Source organism: Kitasatospora sp. NPDC036934 (assembly GCF_055608425.1).
Genome location: NZ_JBVJQR010000034.1, coordinates 12,320 through 28,877, shown reverse-complemented (window position 1 = coordinate 28,877; position 16,558 = coordinate 12,320). Strand labels below are relative to the sequence as shown.

At 74.4% G+C, this 16,558-nt stretch carries 16 protein-coding genes; 9 read left to right on the top strand and 7 right to left on the bottom strand.

Annotation, left to right across the window (positions count from 1 at the left end; translation table 11 throughout):
* Positions 1 to 52: 52 nt before the first annotated feature.
* Complete coding sequence (locus tag ACZ7BZ_RS33535; protein WP_470361644.1) at positions 53 to 835, top strand: dioxygenase family protein; 783 nt, start codon at positions 53 to 55, stop codon at positions 833 to 835.
* Between the two features lie 36 nt (positions 836 to 871).
* Here ACZ7BZ_RS33535 and ACZ7BZ_RS33530 read toward each other — a convergent pair whose 3' ends face one another.
* The 3 genes from ACZ7BZ_RS33530 to ACZ7BZ_RS33520 all read right to left on the bottom strand — a co-directional run bounded on the left by ACZ7BZ_RS33530 (position 872) and on the right by ACZ7BZ_RS33520 (position 2,586).
* Complete coding sequence (locus ACZ7BZ_RS33530; protein WP_470361643.1) at positions 872 to 1,519, bottom strand: NAD(P)-dependent oxidoreductase; 648 nt, start codon at positions 1,517 to 1,519, stop codon at positions 872 to 874.
* Positions 1,520 to 1,640: 121 nt separating this feature from the next.
* Positions 1,641 to 2,027, bottom strand: a complete 387-nt coding sequence (locus ACZ7BZ_RS33525) for a VOC family protein (protein ID WP_470361642.1) — start codon at positions 2,025 to 2,027, stop codon at positions 1,641 to 1,643.
* 10 nt (positions 2,028 to 2,037) lie between these two features.
* Positions 2,038 to 2,586: a GNAT family N-acetyltransferase gene (locus ACZ7BZ_RS33520; RefSeq protein WP_470361641.1), complete on the bottom strand. Its 549-nt coding sequence runs from the start codon at positions 2,584 to 2,586 to the stop codon at positions 2,038 to 2,040.
* 107 nt (positions 2,587 to 2,693) lie between these two features.
* On the opposite strand from ACZ7BZ_RS33520, the gene ACZ7BZ_RS33515 reads away from it, so the two are divergent.
* Genes ACZ7BZ_RS33515 through ACZ7BZ_RS33505 form a run of 3 tightly spaced genes read left to right on the top strand, consistent with a single transcriptional unit; the run spans position 2,694 to position 5,438 of the window.
* Positions 2,694 to 3,461, top strand: a complete 768-nt coding sequence (locus tag ACZ7BZ_RS33515) for an SDR family NAD(P)-dependent oxidoreductase (RefSeq protein WP_470361640.1) — start codon at positions 2,694 to 2,696, stop codon at positions 3,459 to 3,461.
* A 24-nt stretch (positions 3,462 to 3,485) separates the two neighbouring features.
* A complete protein-coding gene (locus ACZ7BZ_RS33510; protein ID WP_470361639.1) occupies positions 3,486 to 3,851 on the top strand; it encodes a MerR family transcriptional regulator in 366 nt (121 codons plus the stop codon).
* A gap of 51 nt (positions 3,852 to 3,902) precedes the next feature.
* The gene (locus ACZ7BZ_RS33505) at positions 3,903 to 5,438 is read left to right on the top strand and encodes an AMP-binding protein (RefSeq protein WP_470361638.1); all 1,536 of its coding nucleotides are present in this window, start codon (positions 3,903 to 3,905) and stop codon (positions 5,436 to 5,438) included.
* Here ACZ7BZ_RS33505 and ACZ7BZ_RS33500 read toward each other — a convergent pair.
* Entirely contained in the window at positions 5,431 to 6,198 is a 768-nt protein-coding gene (locus ACZ7BZ_RS33500; RefSeq protein WP_470361637.1) for a helix-turn-helix transcriptional regulator, read from the bottom strand. The genes ACZ7BZ_RS33505 and ACZ7BZ_RS33500 overlap by 8 nt on opposite strands.
* Before the next feature lie 150 nt (positions 6,199 to 6,348).
* On the opposite strand from ACZ7BZ_RS33500, the gene ACZ7BZ_RS33495 reads away from it, so the two are divergent.
* On the top strand, positions 6,349 to 7,173 hold the full coding sequence (locus ACZ7BZ_RS33495; RefSeq protein WP_470361636.1) for a TIGR03084 family metal-binding protein: 825 nt from the start codon (positions 6,349 to 6,351) through the stop codon (positions 7,171 to 7,173).
* A 190-nt stretch (positions 7,174 to 7,363) separates the two neighbouring features.
* Here ACZ7BZ_RS33495 and ACZ7BZ_RS33490 read toward each other — a convergent pair whose 3' ends face one another.
* The 3 genes from ACZ7BZ_RS33490 to ACZ7BZ_RS33480 form a co-directional block, all read right to left on the bottom strand.
* Complete coding sequence (locus ACZ7BZ_RS33490) at positions 7,364 to 10,579, bottom strand: error-prone DNA polymerase (RefSeq protein ID WP_470361635.1); 3,216 nt, start codon at positions 10,577 to 10,579, stop codon at positions 7,364 to 7,366.
* 165 nt (positions 10,580 to 10,744) lie between these two features.
* Positions 10,745 to 12,562, bottom strand: coding sequence for a DNA polymerase Y family protein (locus ACZ7BZ_RS33485; protein ID WP_470361634.1), 1,818 nt, complete (start codon positions 12,560 to 12,562; stop codon positions 10,745 to 10,747).
* Between the two features lies 1 nt (position 12,563).
* A complete protein-coding gene (locus ACZ7BZ_RS33480; RefSeq protein ID WP_470361633.1) occupies positions 12,564 to 13,220 on the bottom strand; it encodes a hypothetical protein in 657 nt (218 codons plus the stop codon).
* Between the two features lie 252 nt (positions 13,221 to 13,472).
* Here ACZ7BZ_RS33480 and ACZ7BZ_RS33475 point away from each other — a divergent pair, with 252 nt between their 5' ends.
* The 4 genes from ACZ7BZ_RS33475 to ACZ7BZ_RS33460 all read left to right on the top strand — a co-directional run bounded on the left by ACZ7BZ_RS33475 (position 13,473) and on the right by ACZ7BZ_RS33460 (position 16,444).
* On the top strand, positions 13,473 to 14,162 hold the full coding sequence (locus ACZ7BZ_RS33475) for an ArsR/SmtB family transcription factor (RefSeq protein ID WP_470361678.1): 690 nt from the start codon (positions 13,473 to 13,475) through the stop codon (positions 14,160 to 14,162).
* Positions 14,159 to 14,935: an SRPBCC family protein gene (locus ACZ7BZ_RS33470; RefSeq protein ID WP_470361632.1), complete on the top strand. Its 777-nt coding sequence runs from the start codon at positions 14,159 to 14,161 to the stop codon at positions 14,933 to 14,935. The genes ACZ7BZ_RS33475 and ACZ7BZ_RS33470 overlap by 4 nt, the downstream gene beginning before the upstream one ends.
* A 127-nt stretch (positions 14,936 to 15,062) precedes the next feature.
* Positions 15,063 to 15,635: a dihydrofolate reductase family protein gene (locus ACZ7BZ_RS33465; RefSeq protein ID WP_470361631.1), complete on the top strand. Its 573-nt coding sequence runs from the start codon at positions 15,063 to 15,065 to the stop codon at positions 15,633 to 15,635.
* Between the two features lie 173 nt (positions 15,636 to 15,808).
* A complete protein-coding gene (locus ACZ7BZ_RS33460; RefSeq protein ID WP_470361630.1) occupies positions 15,809 to 16,444 on the top strand; it encodes a DinB family protein in 636 nt (211 codons plus the stop codon).
* Positions 16,445 to 16,558 lie beyond the last annotated feature (114 nt).

Genomic DNA, 16,558 nt, shown 5'->3' with positions numbered 1-16,558 from the left:
GAGATAGAGGTTCAAATTTGAACTACTCACTGGATCCCTTGAGGAGGACGCCATGAGCACCGCGGCCCCCGAGCGCATGCCCGCCCTGTACCTGTCGCACGGCGCGCCGCCGCTCGCCGACGACCCGATCTGGCCGGGCGAGCTGGCCGCCTGGTCCGCCGACCTGCCGCGGCCCAAGGCCGTCCTGATGGTCTCCGCCCACTGGGAGGAGGCCCCGCTGGCCATCGGCGCCGTCACCACCGTCCCACTGGTCTACGACTTCTGGGGCTTCCCCGAGCACTACTACACGGTCCAGTACGCCGCCCCCGGCGCGCCGGAGCTGGCCGAGCGCGTGCGCAAGCTGCTGCGCGCCCCCGGCACGCCCGTCCAGGACATCCCCGACCGCGGACTCGACCACGGCGCCTACGTGCCGCTGGTGGAGATGTTCCCGGCGGCCGACATCCCGGTGCTGCAGATCTCCATGCCGACCCTGGACCCCCAGCGGCTGCTGGAGATCGGCCGCCGGCTCGCCCCGCTGCGCGACGAGGGCGTGCTGATCATCGGCAGCGGCTTCTTCACCCACAACCTGCGGGCGCTCAGCAGCGACGGCCGGATCACCTCGGTGATGGCCGAGTTCGACGACTGGGGCAGGCGCGCCCTGGACGCCCACGACCTGGACGCGCTGCTCGACTTCGAGCACAAGGCACCGGCCGGACGCCTCGCCCACCCGCGCACCGAGCACTTCGCCCCGCTGTTCGTCACCCTCGGGGCCGGCGAGGCCGACCTCGGCAGCCAGCGCAGCGTGATCGACGGGTTCTGGATGGGGCTGGCCAAGCGGTCGATCCAGCTGGGCTGAACGAGTGTGCCAGGGCGTGGCTCCCGTCCACGTCGGTCACAGGGCGCAGCAGGTGAAGCGCTCGCCGATGTGCTCGGGCTGCTCGATCTCGTCCACCAGGGCGACCGCGTAGTCCGGCACCGAGATCCGGCTCTGCCCCGCGGCGTCGGTGAGCAGCTGCTCCAGGCCCGTCCGGTAGCGGCCGGTCCGCTCCCCCGGGCCGATCTCGGCGGCGGGGCTGAGCACCGTCCAGCGCACGTCGGAGACCGTCCGGTAGTAGTCCAGGGCCGCGCCGTGGGCGTGCATGATCTGCAGGATCGGCTCCGGCAGGCCCGGGATGTCCCAGACCCGCACGCCCGGCGCGGTCTCCAGGCTGCCCGCGCCGCCGACCGCGACCAGCCGGGGCGCGTCGCCGGCGAGCGCCCGCAGGCCCTCGACCAGCGAGCGGGCGGCGGGTTCGATCAGCGCCAGGTGGCCCGGGCCGTCGCCGCCGCCGACGGCGCTGACCAGGACGTCCCGGCCGGCCGCCACCCGGGCCACGTCGGCCGGGTCCAGCACGTCGCCGCCCTCCAGGGCGGCGGCCTCACCCCGGTAGCGGTCCGGCTCGCGGACCACGGCGGTGACCTCGTGCCCGCGGGCCGCAGCCTCCGCGACGACGGCGCTGCCGATGGTGCCGTTGGCGCCGATCACGGCGATTCTGGCCATGGGGTACCTGCCTGGTGCTCGGAGGCGTCGCCTCGTTGGTGTCAGACAGGGTCGATTATCGGCCGGACCCTCGGCGAAGGCCCGGCCACAGGGCCAGGAGACTCGGGCGGTGGCGCGGAGCTCAGGCGGCGCCGGTGGCGATCCGCTCGGCCTGGCTGCGCTCCACGCACAGCTCGTTGCCCTCCGGGTCGGCCATGGTGACCCACCCGGTGCCGTCCGGGCGGCGCTGGTCCGACACCACGGTGGCGCCCAGGGCCAGCAGGCGCTCCACCTCCTCGTCGCGGCTGCGGTCCTGCGGCTGGAGGTCGAGGTGGACCCGGTTCTTCACCGACTTGCCCTCGGGCACCTGGATGAAGAGCAGCGAGGCGCCGGCGGAGTTCACCACCGCCTCGGGGTCCCCCGGGTTGTCGTCCTCGGCGACGGTGCCGTCCAGCACCTGCGCCCAGAAGCCCGCGAGGGCGAACGGGTCCGCGCAGTCGATCGTCACGTGTCGCACCAGAGAAGCCATGCGCCCACTCTCACCCGCGCCGATCGACCGTGTCCAGCCTTTTCCGGGAGTGCCGGTGACCGTCCTTCGGGTACGGCGGGAAGGCCGGAACGATCTCCGCGAAGGCGTAGCCGCTCTTCTCCGCGACCCGGCAGGAGGCGTGGTTGTCGCCCTCGTGCAGCAGGTCGATCCGGAGCAGGCCGTCCCCGGCGAAGACCTCGAAGGCCCAGCGGGTGAGACCCTCCACCGCGCGCGGGGCCACGCCCCGGCCGCGCGCCGCGGCCACCGTCCAGTAGCCCACCTCGGCCCGCTCCCGGCCCGGGGCGCCGCGCTTGAGCACCACGTTGCCGACCAGTGCGCCGGCGTCCAGGACGGCGAAGGCGTACCGGGTGCCGGCCGCCCGGCCCTCGTACTGCACCGCCAGCCAGTGGGCGGCCTGTTCGGCGTCCCGCACCGGGGACCGGGTGAAGCGGCGCAGCGTCTCGTCCCGGTAGGCCTCGATCAGGGCCGGGGCGTCGGCGTCCTCGAAGGGGCGCAACAGCAGGCCGTCCGCCGTCGGACGGGTGGTCAGGTGGTTCACAGGTGATCTCCCGCTCTGGTCCGTTTGCGATCCCTACGGACGAGCTGCAGGTGCCCCGCGGTTGCGGCTTGACCCTGACACTGGCGGCAGGGTCGGAGGCTTGCCCCATGAGCGGAGAGAACGAAGCGGGAACGGGTCGGGTCGTGGTGGTCACCGGGGCCGGGACGGGGATCGGGCGGGCGACCGCGTGGGCCTTCGCGGCCGAAGGGGCCCGGGTGGTGGCGGTCGGGCGGCGCCCCGGACCGCTGGCGGAGACGGCTGCCGCGTATCCGGGGCTGATCGAGCCACTGGTCGCGGACATCACCGCGCCGGACGCCCCGGAGACGGTCGTCGGTGCGGCCGTGGAGCGGTACGGGCGGCTCGACGTGCTGGTCAACAACGCCGGCATCGTGCACAGCGAGCAGCGCCTGGGAAGTTACGAACGGGCCGGCGTGGAGCGGCTGTTGGCCACCAACCTGATCGCCCCGGTGCTGCTCGGACAGGCCGCGGTGCCGGCGCTGGGCGCGAGCCGGGGGGTGGTGGTCAACGTGAGCACAGCCGTCGGACAGCGCGGCTGGCCCACCAACTCGGTGTACGCGGCGGGCAAGGCGGCGCTGGAGACGATCACCCGCAGCTGGGCGGTGGAACTGGCACCGCGCGGCATCCGGGTGGTCGCGGTGGCGCCCGGGGCGATCGACACCCCGATCGGCGAACACTCCGGCTTCAGCCCCGAGCAGTCGGCGGCGATCCGCAAGTGGCAGCTGGAGATCACCCCGCTGAGCCGGATCGGCCGGCCCGCCGAGGTGGCCTGGGCGATCACCCAACTGGCCTCGCCGCAGGCATCGTTCGTGACCGGCGTAGTGTTGTCCGTGGACGGGGGCGCGCTGGTGGCCTGAGGAACGGACGGGGGGGGAGCCGCAGTGCGGATCGGTGAACTGGCACGGCGGACGGGCAGTACCGCCCGGGCGCTGCGGCACTACGAACAGGCCGGGCTGATCGAGTCCGAGCGGGCCGCCAACGGCTACCGGGAGTACCGGGATTCGGCGGTCCCGCGGGTCCGCAACATCCGCGCGCTGGTCGCCGCCGGGCTCACCATGGAGGACCTCCGGCCACTGCTCGGCTGCCTCGACGGGGACGTGCTCTCCCGGCCGCCGTCCGAACAGGTGCTGGGGATCGTCCGGGAGCGGCTGGCGGCCCTGGAGCGCCGGATCGCCGCCCAGTCCGAGGCCCGGGACCGACTGACGGCCGCCCTGGCGGCGGCCGAGCGGATGCGTTCGGACGGGTGACACCCCCGATCGGGGGTGTGCACGCGGTCCACCGGAGAGGACAGTGGGCGCATGCAGATTCCACTCTCCGTGATGGACTTCCTCGACCGGGCCGAGCTGGTCTACGGCGACCGGGTCGGGATCGTCGACGAACCGGTGCAGCCGGCCGAATCCTGGGGCGACCTCAGCTACCGGCGGGTCGCCGAACTCGCCCGCGCCCAGGCCGCCGGACTGGACCGGCTCGGCGTCGGACCGGGCGAGCGGGTCGCGATCGTCTCGCACAACTCGGCCCGGCTGCTCACCTCCTTCTTCGGGGTGAGCGGCCACGGCCGGGTGCTGGTGCCGGTCAACTTCCGGCTGCGGGCCGAGGAGGTCGCGTACATCGTCGAGCAGAGCGGCGCCTCGGTGCTGCTGGTCGATCCCGAACTGGCCGACCCGCTGCACGGAGTGGTGGCCAAGCACAGGTTCGTAATCGGCGCGGACAGCGACGCCCTGCTGTACGACTTCGCCAACCCTCCCCGCCGGTACGCGATCTCCGAGAACGACACCGCCACCATCAACTACACCAGCGGAACCACCGCCCGCCCCAAGGGCGTTCAGCTCACCCACCGCAACGTCTGGCTGAACGCCACGCTGATGGGCCTGCACTACGGCGCGAACGACCGGGACGTGTACCTCCACACCCTGCCGATGTTCCACGCCAACGGCTGGGGCCTGCCGTTCTCGCTCACCGGGCTCGGCGCCCGGCACATCGTGCTGCGCAAGGTGGACGGCGCGGAGATCCTGCGCCGGGTCGAACGGCACGGGGTGACCTTCCTGTCCGGCGCGCCCGCCGTGGTGCAGATGGTGCTGGACGCGGCCGCCGACTGGGACGGCCCGGTGCCCGGCCGGGACCGGGTGCGGATGATCGTCGCCGGCGCGCCGCCGCCGACCGCGGTGGTGCAGCAGGTCGAGGAGCAGCTGGGCTGGGAGTTCATGCAGCTCTACGGCCTGACCGAGACCTCCCCGATCGTCACCGTCAACCGCTCCCGCGCCGAGTGGGACGCCCTGCCGGCCGCCGAACGGGCCGAGAAGCTGGTGCAGGCAGGCGCCCCGGCGCTCGGCACCCGACTGCGGGTCGACGCCCAGGGCGAGGTGCTGGTGCGCTCCAACACCGTGCTGGACGGCTACTGGCAGCAGCCGGAGGCCACCGCCGAGGCGCTGCGCGACGAGTGGTTCCACACCGGCGACGGCGGCACCCTCACCGACGGCCAACTGACCATCTCCGACCGGAAGAAGGACGTCATCATCAGCGGCGGGGAGAACGTCTCCTCGATCGAGGTGGAGGACTGCCTGTACAGCCACCCGGCGGTGGCCGAGGTCGCGGTGATCGGGGTGCCGCACGAGAAGTGGGGCGAGACGGTCAAGGCGCTGGTGGTGCTCCGGGAGGGCCAAGAGGCCGTCACCGAGGCCGAGTTGATCGCGCACTGCAAGCAGCGGCTGGCCGGCTACAAGTCGCCCACCTCGGTGGAGTTCCGGGCGGAGCTGGCGCGCACGGCCACCGGGAAGCTGCAGAAGTTCCGGCTGCGCGAGCCGTACTGGAGCGGCCGGGAGCGGCAGGTCAACTGATGAGCCCTGTCTCGCGTGCGGCGAGGGCGAGTTCGGTGCGGTTGCGGACGCCGAGCTTGTGCATCGCGGACTTGAGGTAGCCGGTCACGGTGTTGCAGGTCAGGCCCAGGTGGGCGGCGATCTCCGGGTTGGTCCGGCCGGTCGCCGCCCAGCGCAGCACCTCGTGCTCGCGCCGGGTCAACGGGCTCGCCGGTGGTGTCCGTCGGGGTTTCGCACGGTTCCAGGCCGCCGCTCCGGCCAGCGCCCGGGTGGCGGCCGCGGCCAGCTTGCCGACGGCGGAGATCCGGACGTCCCCGAACGGCACCACGGTGCGCAGCGAGGCGTACACCACGCCGTGCACGGTGTCGCCGTCCAGCAGCGGGACGGTGAGCATCGCGTACAGGTCGTCGGCGGCCACGGCCGCGTCGTACTGGTGCGAAATGTTCGTCGCCGCACGGTAGTCGGGCACCCAGGTGGGCGCGCGCTCGGCCAGCGCCCGGCCGCCGAGGCCCAGGCCGGCCGGGACGGGAACGTCGTGCAGCAGGTCCGCCCGGGTGCCCGCCCAGTGCCGCAGCACCATGCCGTCGCTCCCGGCGGCACCCCCGGGCAGCGGCTCGGGCACGCCGACCAGGCCGACGTCCACGCCGCACTCGGCCACCACCCGGCGGGCGAGGTCGCCGAGCACGGCGCGCCGCACCAGCTCGGCGGCGCGCGCGGCGAGTTCGGGGTCGTCGGGGGCGCCGTTCGGCACGGCGGTGAGGGGGTCCACGGCCCTGGTCATCGCGGAATTGTCACATGCGTCGGGGCCCGTGGCGAGAGTTCTGACGTGCGTGTTCCCCGGATCGGCGGGCGCCGGCGCCGGTCGGGGCGTAGGGTGCGGCCGCAGGCTACCGGTGGGTAGCAACTGCCCCGACCGGAGAAGGGGAAACCGATGACCGACCCGAACGCCCCGGACGACGTCCTGCACGGCCTGTTGGCCGACCTGCGGGCCGAGAGCGCCGCCCTGGACGCGCTGGTGGCCGGGCTGCCCGCCGAGGGGTGGGCCGGGCCCACCCCGGCCGAGGGCTGGACGGTCGCGCACCAGATCGCCCACCTCGCCTGGACCGACGACTGGACGGCACTGGCCGCCCGCGACCCGGAGGGCTTCACCGCCTCGCTCGGCGGCCGCTTCACCGAGCTGCTGGCCGCCGGGGCCGACCCGGTCGAGGAGGGCGCCCGGGAGTGGGCGGCCGCCGAACCCGCCGCCCTGCTCACCCGCTGGCGGGCCGGTCGGGAGGAGGCGCAGGCTGCTCTGGCCGCCGCCCCCACCGGCGTCCGGCTGCCCTGGTTCGGCCCACCGATGAAGCCCGCCTCGATGGCGACCGCCCGGCTGATGGAGACCTGGGCACACGGTCAGGACGTCGCGGACGCGCTCGGCGCGACCCGGGAGCCCACCGACCGGCTGCGGCACATCGCCCACCTGGGCCTGCGCACCCTCGGCTTCGCCTTCGCCGCCCACGGCCTGCCCGCGCCGGAACAGCCGGTACGGCTCGAACTGACCGCGCCCGACGGGGGTTCGTGGGCCTTCGGCCCGGCGGACGCGACCGACGTGGTGACCGGCCCGGCCCTGGACTTCTGCCTGCTGGTGACCCAGCGCCGTCACCGCGACGACCTCGCCCTGACCGCCACCGGCCCGGTCGCCACCGCCTGGCTGCCGATCGCCCAGGTCTTCGCCGGCCCGCCCGGCAAGGGGCGGGCGCCCGGCACCGGAGCCTGAACGGGCCCGGAGCCCGAACGGGCCCGGGGCGGGTCCGCGCATGGACTGCGAGGTGGCCGAAGGCACCTACCGGAGAGGCACCATGAGCTTCTACGAGCGGCACCGCCGTTCGACTTCGACCTGGACCTGAGCGGGCTGGTGCGCTACCCCGACCGAGTGGTTCAGTGAGTGGTCCAGGGCTGCGGCAGTCTCAGAACCCGATCCGCAGCGGGGTGAGCCGGGTGGCGATCAGGTTGGTGGCGCCGCGATCGCGTTCGATGTGGCCGTGCACCAGCAGGCCGGCCCGGTCCAGGGCGGTGCGGCGCTGGGTCTCCCAGACCGGGCGGTTGCAGATCACGTTGATCAGGCCGGTCTCGTCCTCCAGGCTGAGGAAGAGCACCCCGCCGGCCGTCGGCGGGCGCTGCCGGTGGGTGACCAGGCCGCCGACCACCACCGCCGTTCCCGGTGGCACGTCCGGGAGTTGGGCGGCGCTGAGGGCGCCGCCGCGGTCCAGGTGGGCGCGCAGGTGCTGGAGCGGGTGGCTGGTGGCGGAGGTGCCGGTGGCCCACAGGTCGGCGATGGTCTCCTCGACCGGACTCAGGCCGGGCAGCTCCGGGGCCTCGGTACCGGGCGTGGTGCCGGGAAGCAGGTCGGCCGAGATCCCGGCGAACGCGCCCGCCGCCCACAGCGCCTGACGCCTCGTCAGGCCGAAGCAGCCGAAGGCCCCGGCCGTGGCCAGCGCCTCCAGGACGGGCGCGGGCAGGCCGGTGCGGCGGGCGAAGTCCTCCAGGTCGGCGTACGGCTGCCCGGCCGCGATCGCCTCGGCCTGCGGGGCGCCGATGCCGCGCACCGTCTCCAGGCCGAGCCGGATGGCCGGTTGCGGCCGGCCGGCGGTCAGCGGGGGCGCGGGCGTCGGGCCCCGGTAGGGCTCCAGGGTGGGGCGCGGTCCGCTGGCGTTGACGTCCACCCCGCGCACCCGGACGCCGTGCCGCCGTACGTCGGCGACCAGGCTGAGCGGCGAGTAGAAGCCCATCGGCTGGTTGGCCAGCAGGGCGCAGGTGAAGGCCGCCGGGAAGTGGTGCTTGAGCCAGGCGCTGGCGTACACCAGGTAGGCGAAGCTGATCGCGTGGCTCTCCGGGAAGCCGTAGTTGGAGAAGGCCTCGATCTTGCCGTAGACGTCCTCGGCGACCTCGGCCGGGATGCCGCGCTCGGCCATCCCGCTCAGCAGCCGTTCGCGCAGCCGGGCGACCCGCTCGTGGGAGCGCTTGGCGCCCATCGCCTGGCGCAGCCGGTCGGCCTCGGAGGGGCTGAATCCGGCGCAGTCGATGGCGAGTTGCATCATCTGCTCCTGGAACAGCGGCACCCCGAGGGTCTTGCCGAGGGCGTTCTCCATCAGCGGGTGCGGGCAGCCGGGCGGTTCCACCCCGGCGCGGCGGCGCAGGTACGGATGGACGGAGCCGCCCTGGATCGGGCCGGGGCGGATCAGTGCGACCTCGACCACCAGGTCGTAGAAGTGGTCCGGCTTGAGCCGGGGCAGGGTGGCCATCTGGGCCCGGGACTCGACCTGGAAGACGCCGACGGTGTCGGCGCGGCGCAGCATCGCGTACACGCCCTTGTCGTCGTCCGGGATGGTCGCCAAGTCATAGTGCAGGCCGTGGTGTTCGGCGATCAGGTCGCAGGCGTCGTGCAGTGCGGCGAGCATGCCGAGGCCGAGCAGGTCGATCTTCACCAGTCCGGCACCGGCGGTGGACTCCTTGTCCCACTGCAGGACGGAGCGCCCCGGCATCCGGGCCCACTCGGTCGGGCAGATCTCCCCGATCGGCTCCTTGGTGAGCACCATGCCGCCCGAGTGGATGCCCAAGTGGCGGGGTAGGCCATGGAGTTGGCCGGCTAGCGAGAGGACATCGGCCGGGATGACGGCGTCCGCGCCGGGGGCGGAGCGGAAGTCGGTCTGCCGGCTGAAGGCATCCACCTGACCCTGCGGGTAGCCGAGCACCCGGGCGGCGTCGCGGATCGCCAGCCGGGGGCGGTAGGTGATCACATTGGCGACCTGGGCGGCGTGCTCACGCCCGTAGCGGCGGTAGACGTACTGGATGACCTCCTCGCGGCGGCGGTTCTCGATGTCCAGGTCGATGTCGGGCGGGCCGTCCCGGGCGGTGGAGAGGAAGCGCTCGAACAGCAACCGGTAGTGGATCGGGTCGACGGCAGTGATCCCGAGGGCGTAGCAGACCGCCGAGTTGGCGGCCGAGCCGCGGCCCTGGCACCAGATGTCCTGGCTCCGGCAGAAGTCCACGATGTCGTGCACGATCAGGAAGTAACCGGCCAGGTCGAGGTCCTCGATCACGTCCAGTTCCTTGGCCAGTTGGCGGCGGGCGGCGGCGTTGCCCGAGCCGAAGCGGGCCGGGCCGCCGGCCGCGACCAGGGCGCGCAGGTGGCCGATCTCGCTCTCACCCTCGGGGACGGGGTAGCCGGGCAGTTCCGGGTCCAGCTTGGCGAAGTCGAAGGCGCAGGCCCGGCCCAGTTCGGCGGTGGCCCGCTGCACGCCGGGGAAGCGGGCCAGCCGGGCGGCCATCTCGCGGCCCGAACGCAGGTGCGCGGTGCCGGACGCCCGCGTCCAGCCGGCCGCTTCCTGCAGGGTGCGGCGCTCCCGCAGGGCGGCCAGGCTCTGCGCGAGGCGGCCTTGGGCGGGGCCGGCGTGGTGGGCGTTGGTGGAAGCGACGGCGGGGATCCCGAGTCCGGCGGCGAGCGCGGCGAGGGCGTCGTTGCGCCGGTCATCGCCGGGCAGCCACTGGTCGATCAGCTCGACGTACACGTTCTCGCGGCCGAACGCCTCGGTGAGGGTGTGGAGTCGACGCTCGGCGTCGCCGGTCGCGAGGCCCGCCGGGACCCGGCCGAGGCGGCAGCCGGTGAGCACCGCCCAGTGGCCGCCGTGCGCCCCGGCGAGCGTCGCGAGGTCGTACGCCGGGCGGCCCTTGGCGCCGCCGGCCAGTTGGGCGGCGGCGATCGCGGCGGAGAGGCGGCGGTAGCCGTCCGGGTCGCGGGCGAGGACCAGGAGGTGTTCGTCCGAGTCTTCTTGACTGAGCGTCAGTTCGGCTCCGAAGGCGGTGGCCACGCCCGTCCCCCGGGCCGCCTCGGCGAGCCGGACGGCGCCGTAGAGGCCGTCGTGGTCGGTGACCGCCAGGGTCTCCACGCCCAGCCGGGCCGCCTCGGCGACCAGGTCCTCCGGGTCGCTGGCACCGTCCAGGAAGCTGAAGGCGGAGTGGACGTGCAGTTCGGCCCAGGGTTCGTCGCCGTCGCTCCCGGCCTTCGCCGCAGGGGGTTCCCCGTCGGGACGGCGCAGCGGGACGACCGTGCGGTCCGGCGCGGCGCCGGTCAGCCGGCGGTGCAGTTCGCTCCAGGGGAGGGTGGGGTGGCTGGTGAAGCCCATCGGGGTTGCCTTCGTCGTTCTGGTGCTGGTTCTGCTCCCCCCGGGGGGCCGGAGCACCGGGATCACGCGGAGCACCGGGATCACGCGGAGCACTGGGAACGCCGGGATCGCCGGGTCACCGGGTCGCCCGGCTCGTCGGGATCCCCGGCTCGTCGGGATCCCCGGTCAGTCGTAGCCGGCCTCCAGGTACCACCCACCCCCCTCCACGGTGAGCAGCAGCGCCCGGCCGCCGTCCACCACCACCTGGAACCGGGCCCGGCGGCGGGCGAGCGACTGGTCCCACCAGTACTCGACCGCCGGCCAGGGCCCGGTCCAGCCCGCCACCCGTTCCTCGCGGCCCCCGACCACGACCAGGGCCGGCCGGGCCGACACCCCCGCCCGGCCGTCCACCGTGACCGGCCGGCCGGCCTCGTCCAGCACCCGCACCGGCGCCGGCTCGCGCAGCACCACGGCCGGCCAGAGATCCTCCGAGCGCTCCGCCAGCCGCCCCGGCCAGGGCGCGTCCGCCGGGGCCGCCGCCTCGTACGGCTCGCCCCACGGCACCCGGACCTGCTGCTCGCCCGGGCCGCGCCCGCCGGCCGGCTCGATCCGGCGCAGCCCGGCGTGCCCGAGCACCGCCTGTACCCGGGCCACCGCGCGCTCCACCCGGTCGTCCGCGACCGCTTGGCCCCACAGGGCGAGCTGGCGGCCCTGGTCCGGGGAGAGGCCGTCAGGGGCGAGCCGGAGCAGGGCGAAGCCCGTGCCGCCGTCGCTGAAGGTGCCCGTGCCGCCGTCGCTGAAGGTGCCCGTGCCGCCGTCGCTGAAGGTGCCCGTGCCGCCGGTGGTGAAGGTGCCCGTGCCGCCGGTGGTGAAGGTGCCCGCGCCCTGCCAGGCCTGGAGCTGCCAGCGGACCCGTTCGGCCAGCGCCGTCGCGGACAGTCGGCCCTCGTGCCGCCACAGCCGCGAGACCGTCCGGCCGTCCGCGCAGGCCACCTCGACGGCCACCCGGCGGCAGGTCAGCCCCGCCCCGGCCAGCCGCTGGTGCAGCTGCTCGGCCAGCGTGCGGGCGACGAACACCAGCGGCTCGGCCAGCGGCTCCGGCGGGTCGAAGCGCTGCTCGACGGCGAGGTCGGGCTCCGCGTCGCGCGGGACCAGCGGGCGCGGCTGCAGGCCCCGGGCCAGCCGGTGCGCGAGCGTCCCGGTCGGGCCGAAGCGGTCCGCGACCGCCTCGGGCGGCAGCGCGGCGAAGGCCCCGACGGTGGGCAGGCCGAGCCGCCCGAGCAGTTCGGCCAGCGGCTCGTCGCCCAGCGCGCCCACCGGGTAGGGGGCGAGGAACTCCGCCGTGCGCCCGGTGGGGACCAGCACCCCGGCGCGGGCGGCGAGCACGGCGGCGAACAGGCCGTCGGCGACGCCGATCCGGGCGTGGGGGGTGGTGGGGTTCGGGTGGGGTTGGGGGTTCGGGTTCGGGTGGGGGTGGGGGTCGGGGTGCGCTTGCGGTTGGGGCTCGGTGGGCTCGGTGGGCTCGGTGGGCGGCGGTTGGGTGGCCTGGGGCTCGGTGGGCACCGTGACCGCGCCGGGGACGGCGTCCGGGACGGGCGGTCGCCCGAGGGCGTCCGCCACCGCCGTACCGACCAGGGCCGCCAGCGCCTCCTCGCCGCCGAAGTAGCGGCCCGGGCCCTTCACCGGGATGGCGCACAGGCCCGGACGGATCACCTCCACCCGGGGCGTGAACGCCTCCACCGCCGCGACCACCGGCTCGAAGCGGCGGGTCTCCGCCTCCGGGTCGCGGTCGCGCAGCTCCAGGTCCGGGCAGAGCCGCTGGGCCAGCTTGAGCCGCTGCCCCTGCCGCACCCCGGCTGCCCGGGCGCCCGCCGAGCAGGCGAGGATCCGCCCGCCCTCGGTCACCGCCACCGGGTCGTCACCGGTGACGGCCACCACCGGCCAGTCCGGGCACCAGACCACCAGCACCCGGGGGGTCCGGTCCTCGTCGGTCGTCGTCGGCACGTCACACCACCGCCGCCACGAGCGGTGCCGCCGGTTCGGCCACGGACCGTGACTGCTCCCGGACCGGGCGCACCGCGCCGTTCTCGTCCGGGAGCCAGAGCCGGGCCGTCCGGCCTCGCACCGCCGAGCCCCGGCCCTCGGCCACCACCTCCACCTGCCGCCCGGCGAGCTGCCCGTGGCCGTCCCCCAGCCCGAACCAGCGCCCGGACCGCACCCCCAGCCGCAGCACCGCGCCCGGCCACGGCCCGGCCACCAGCAGCACGCAGCCGCTGCGCCGCAGGACGGCGGCCAGCCGGGTGGCCAGCTTGGGCGGCACCGGCCCGTCCGGGCGCAGCATGATCAGTTCGACCGCGCCGGCCAGCACCGACACCACCTCGGGCCAGTGCTGCCCCGGGTCGTCCGCGACCAGCAGTCGGCGGAGGTCCAGCCCGTAGCCCTCGGCGGCGGCGAGCCCGAGGTCGGGCAGTCCGACCGCCGCCGCCCAGCCGCCCCCGGCGTCCCGGACCCCGGCAGCCAGCGCCAGCAGCAGTCCGGCGTCCCCGCCCGCGACCGACACCGCCGTGCCGCGCCGCAGTCCGCCGTCCGGCAGCACCTCCCGCAGTGCGGGCAGCACCGGCACCAGCCCGCGCCCGGTCGCCGGCCGCCCGCCCTCGGGCACGGCAGCCGGAAGCGCCGCCGACCGTAGCGCGGGGCGTTCGGGCTGCTCAGCGGCAGATTCGAAAACAGATTCGAAAACGGGCACAGCCCCAGGATCGAACATCCGTTCGCAAAGATTCAAGTCCACCCCATCGCCCCCACCCGTCACACTCCGTGTTGACCGCGCCGAACGCGCGAACTCCCTTGGGCCGATCGGGCGACCGACAACCCTTTTTTCCTTGACAACTTTTTTTGTCGGATGAACGCTGGAACGGTGCTGGACGTCGCCGTGATCGAAGAACCCGCCGCGGCCGAGGCCTCCCTGGACCCGATCCGGTCCCGGATCCTCGCCGCCCTCACCGAACCCGGCTCGGCCGCCAGACTGGCCACCCGCCTCGGACTGCCCCGGCAGAAGGTCAACTACCACCTGAAGGAACTTGAACGGCACGGACTCGTCGAACTCGCCGAGGAACGCCGCAAGGGCAACGTCACCGAACGGGTGTACCGCGCCACCGCCGCCTCCTACGTGATCTCCCCCAGCGTCCTGGCCGCCGTCAGCCCGGACCCCTCCCGTGCACCCGACCAGCTCTCCGCCCGCTGGCTGCTGGCCCTGGGCTCCCGACTGGTGCAGGAGGTCGGAGCCCTGCTGACCGGCGGCTCCCGGGCCGGCCGGCGGGTCGCCAGCTTCGGCATCGACGCCCAGGTACGGTTCGCCTCCGCGGCCGACCGGACGGCCTTCGCCGAGGAACTGGCCCAGGCCGTCGCCACCCTGGTCAGCCGCTACCACGACGAGTCCGCCCCCGGCGGCCGCAGCCACCGGGTCGTCGTCGGACTGCACCGGATCCCCTCGGCACCGCACCCCGACACCGAGGCCCACCCCCAGGCAGACCCGGCCGCAGCCCCGGCCGCCGATCCGGCTGTCGATCCGGCCGCCGCCACGCCCGAGCGAGGAGACCGGAGATGACTCACTCGTTCGAGATCGAACTGGAGACCACCCTCCCGGCCACCCCCGACCAGGTCTGCGAGACGATCGCCACCGGACCGGGGCTCGACTCCTGGTTCATGGGGCGCAACGAACTCGACCCGCGCGAGGGCGGGACCGCCAGCATGGAGACCGGGGGCCACCGCGCGGAGGCCGTCATCACCGCCTACGAGCCCGGCAAGCGGCTGGCCACCCGCACGACCACCGCCGAGGACGGCCGGTTCATGGCCTTCGAGTACCTGATCGAAGGCCGCGACGGCGGCAGCACCGTGCTCCGCGTCGTCCACAGCGGCCTGCTCGGCGACGACTGGCAGGACGAGTACGACGCGCTGCGCCGCGGCTGGCCGTTCCACCTGCACACGCTCCGCCAGTACCTCGCCCACTTCCCCGGACGCACCGGCACCCCCGTCTTCGCCGCGGCCCCGGCGGCCGGGCGACCGGACCCGGAGGTCCGGAGCACCCTCGCCCACGCCCTGGCACTACGACTCCCGGTCACCGTCGGCGCCCGGGCCCACGCCGAGCCGGCAGGGCTGCCGCCGCTGGACGGCGAGGTGGTCTGGGCGGACGGCGAGCGCTTCGAACTGCGCACCGCCGAAGGGCTCTACACCTTCCACCACGGCGCGGGGACGGTGCTGATGTGCCATCACCTCTTCGGGCCGGGGACGGCGGACGGGGTCGGGGGTGGGGCTGGAGCTGGGGCCGGGGCGGGGGCCGAGGGTGCCTGGCAGCGGTGGCTGGCCGGGCTCCTCGCCTGACGTTGCTCCCGCTGCGGCAGCCGCGGAACGGACAGAACGGCTGGCCCGCCTGAACAGCTGACCGACCAGAACCGACCCACGAGAACCGACCCACGAGAACCAACCCACGAGAACCGAGGAACCACTCATGCGCACCCTGATCAGCACCGCCTTCATCTCGCTCGACGGCGTCGTCGAGGCCCCCGGCGGCGAACCCGGCTACCGGAACTCCGGATGGACCTTCAAGGACGTCGAGTTCCTCCCCGAGGCCTACGAGATCAAGGGCCGGGAGCAGGAGGAGGCCACCGCCATGCTGATGGGCCGGGTCAGTTACCAGGCCTTCAGCCCGGTGTGGCCGGACATGGCGGAGTTCGCCCGCTACAAGACGCTGCCGAAGTACGTCGCCTCCACCACCCTCACCGAGGCCGACCTCGTCCCGAACTGGGGCGAGACCACCATCCTGCGCTCGATCGACCAGGTCGCCGCCCTGAAGGAGACCGATGGCGGCCCGATCATCCTCCACGGCAGCGCGACCCTGAACCACGGCCTCTCGGACGCCGGCCTGATCGACCGCTACCACCTGCTCGTCTACCCCCTGCTGCTCGGCGCCGGCAAGCGCCTGTTCAGCGCCACGGACAAGGACGCCCAGAAGCTGGAGCTGGTCGAGCACGAGGTCTACGGCAACGGCCTGCAGAAGCAGGTCTTCGACGTCGTCCGCTGAGCGGGCACTCCTCCTGCTCCCTCCGCCCCTGGCGGCCGGGCCCGTCGCGGACCGCCGGAGGCGGTGGGCCCCGGACCGGGGCACGGCAGTGGTCCGGCGGCCCCGACGGCCCTGCCGATCCGTCCGAGGGCAAAACCGGTGGACAGGTTGGCGCAGGTCAACAGACTTGCCCCATGACGGCGAACGACGACAAGAACGACCTGCGGATCTACGTCCAGGACGCCCGCGACGCCCTGCTGTGGAAGCTGGACGGCCTCTCCGAGTACGACCTCCGGCGACCGCTCACCCCCACCGGAACCAACCTGCTGGGCCTGGTCAAGCACGTCACCGGGGCCGAGGCGCTGTACCTCGGCGAGACCTTCGGACGCCCCTTCCCCGAACCGACCCCGCTGTGGATCGTCGGCACCGCCGAGCCGAACGGCGACCTCTGGGCCCGGGCGGACGAGAGCACCGAGGAGATCCTCGACCGCTACCGCCGGGTCTGGGCCCACTCGGACGCCACCATCGAGGCGCTGCCGCTGGACACCGTCGGCCGGCTCCCCTTCGGCAACCGCCCGGAGCAGACCCTGCACCGAGTACTCGTCCACGTGATCGCCGAGACCCATCGGCACGCCGGCCACGCCGACCTGGTCCGCGAACTCATCGACGGCGCCACCGGGCAACGATCCGACGGCGCCAACACGGCCCCCGGCAACGCGGCTTGGTGGCGGGCCCACTACGACCGAGTGGAGCGGGCCGCCCGGGAGGCGGACGGGCGGGAAGCGGACGGGCGGGAAGCGGACGAGCGGGAAGCGGACGGGCGGGCGTGAGGGGTTCGGGAGCGGCAGGCATGGCGGACGGTGGGGGCATGGCGAGGTGGTGGGTGTAGTGGGCATGGGGCAAGGAGTCAGGACGGCCGTCCGGTGTGAGGACTGCGGGGGTGT

What these genes read in the sequence shown, in the direction of transcription:
- ACZ7BZ_RS33470 (WP_470361632.1), top strand. Translation starts at nt 14,159, where the DNA reads ATGACTCACTCGTTCGAGATCGAACTGGAGACCACCCTCCCGGCCACC.
- ACZ7BZ_RS33535 (WP_470361644.1), top strand. Translation starts at nt 53, where the DNA reads ATGAGCACCGCGGCCCCCGAGCGCATGCCCGCCCTGTACCTGTCGCAC.
- ACZ7BZ_RS33500 (WP_470361637.1), bottom strand. Translation starts at nt 6,198, where the DNA reads ATGACCAGGGCCGTGGACCCCCTCACCGCCGTGCCGAACGGCGCCCCC.
- ACZ7BZ_RS33460 (WP_470361630.1), top strand. Translation starts at nt 15,809, where the DNA reads ATGACGGCGAACGACGACAAGAACGACCTGCGGATCTACGTCCAGGAC.
- ACZ7BZ_RS33490 (WP_470361635.1), bottom strand. Translation starts at nt 10,579, where the DNA reads ATGGGCTTCACCAGCCACCCCACCCTCCCCTGGAGCGAACTGCACCGC.
- ACZ7BZ_RS33465 (WP_470361631.1), top strand. Translation starts at nt 15,063, where the DNA reads ATGCGCACCCTGATCAGCACCGCCTTCATCTCGCTCGACGGCGTCGTC.
- ACZ7BZ_RS33525 (WP_470361642.1), bottom strand. Translation starts at nt 2,027, where the DNA reads ATGGCTTCTCTGGTGCGACACGTGACGATCGACTGCGCGGACCCGTTC.
- ACZ7BZ_RS33530 (WP_470361643.1), bottom strand. Translation starts at nt 1,519, where the DNA reads ATGGCCAGAATCGCCGTGATCGGCGCCAACGGCACCATCGGCAGCGCC.
- ACZ7BZ_RS33515 (WP_470361640.1), top strand. Translation starts at nt 2,694, where the DNA reads ATGAGCGGAGAGAACGAAGCGGGAACGGGTCGGGTCGTGGTGGTCACC.
- ACZ7BZ_RS33495 (WP_470361636.1), top strand. Translation starts at nt 6,349, where the DNA reads ATGACCGACCCGAACGCCCCGGACGACGTCCTGCACGGCCTGTTGGCC.
- ACZ7BZ_RS33505 (WP_470361638.1), top strand. Translation starts at nt 3,903, where the DNA reads ATGCAGATTCCACTCTCCGTGATGGACTTCCTCGACCGGGCCGAGCTG.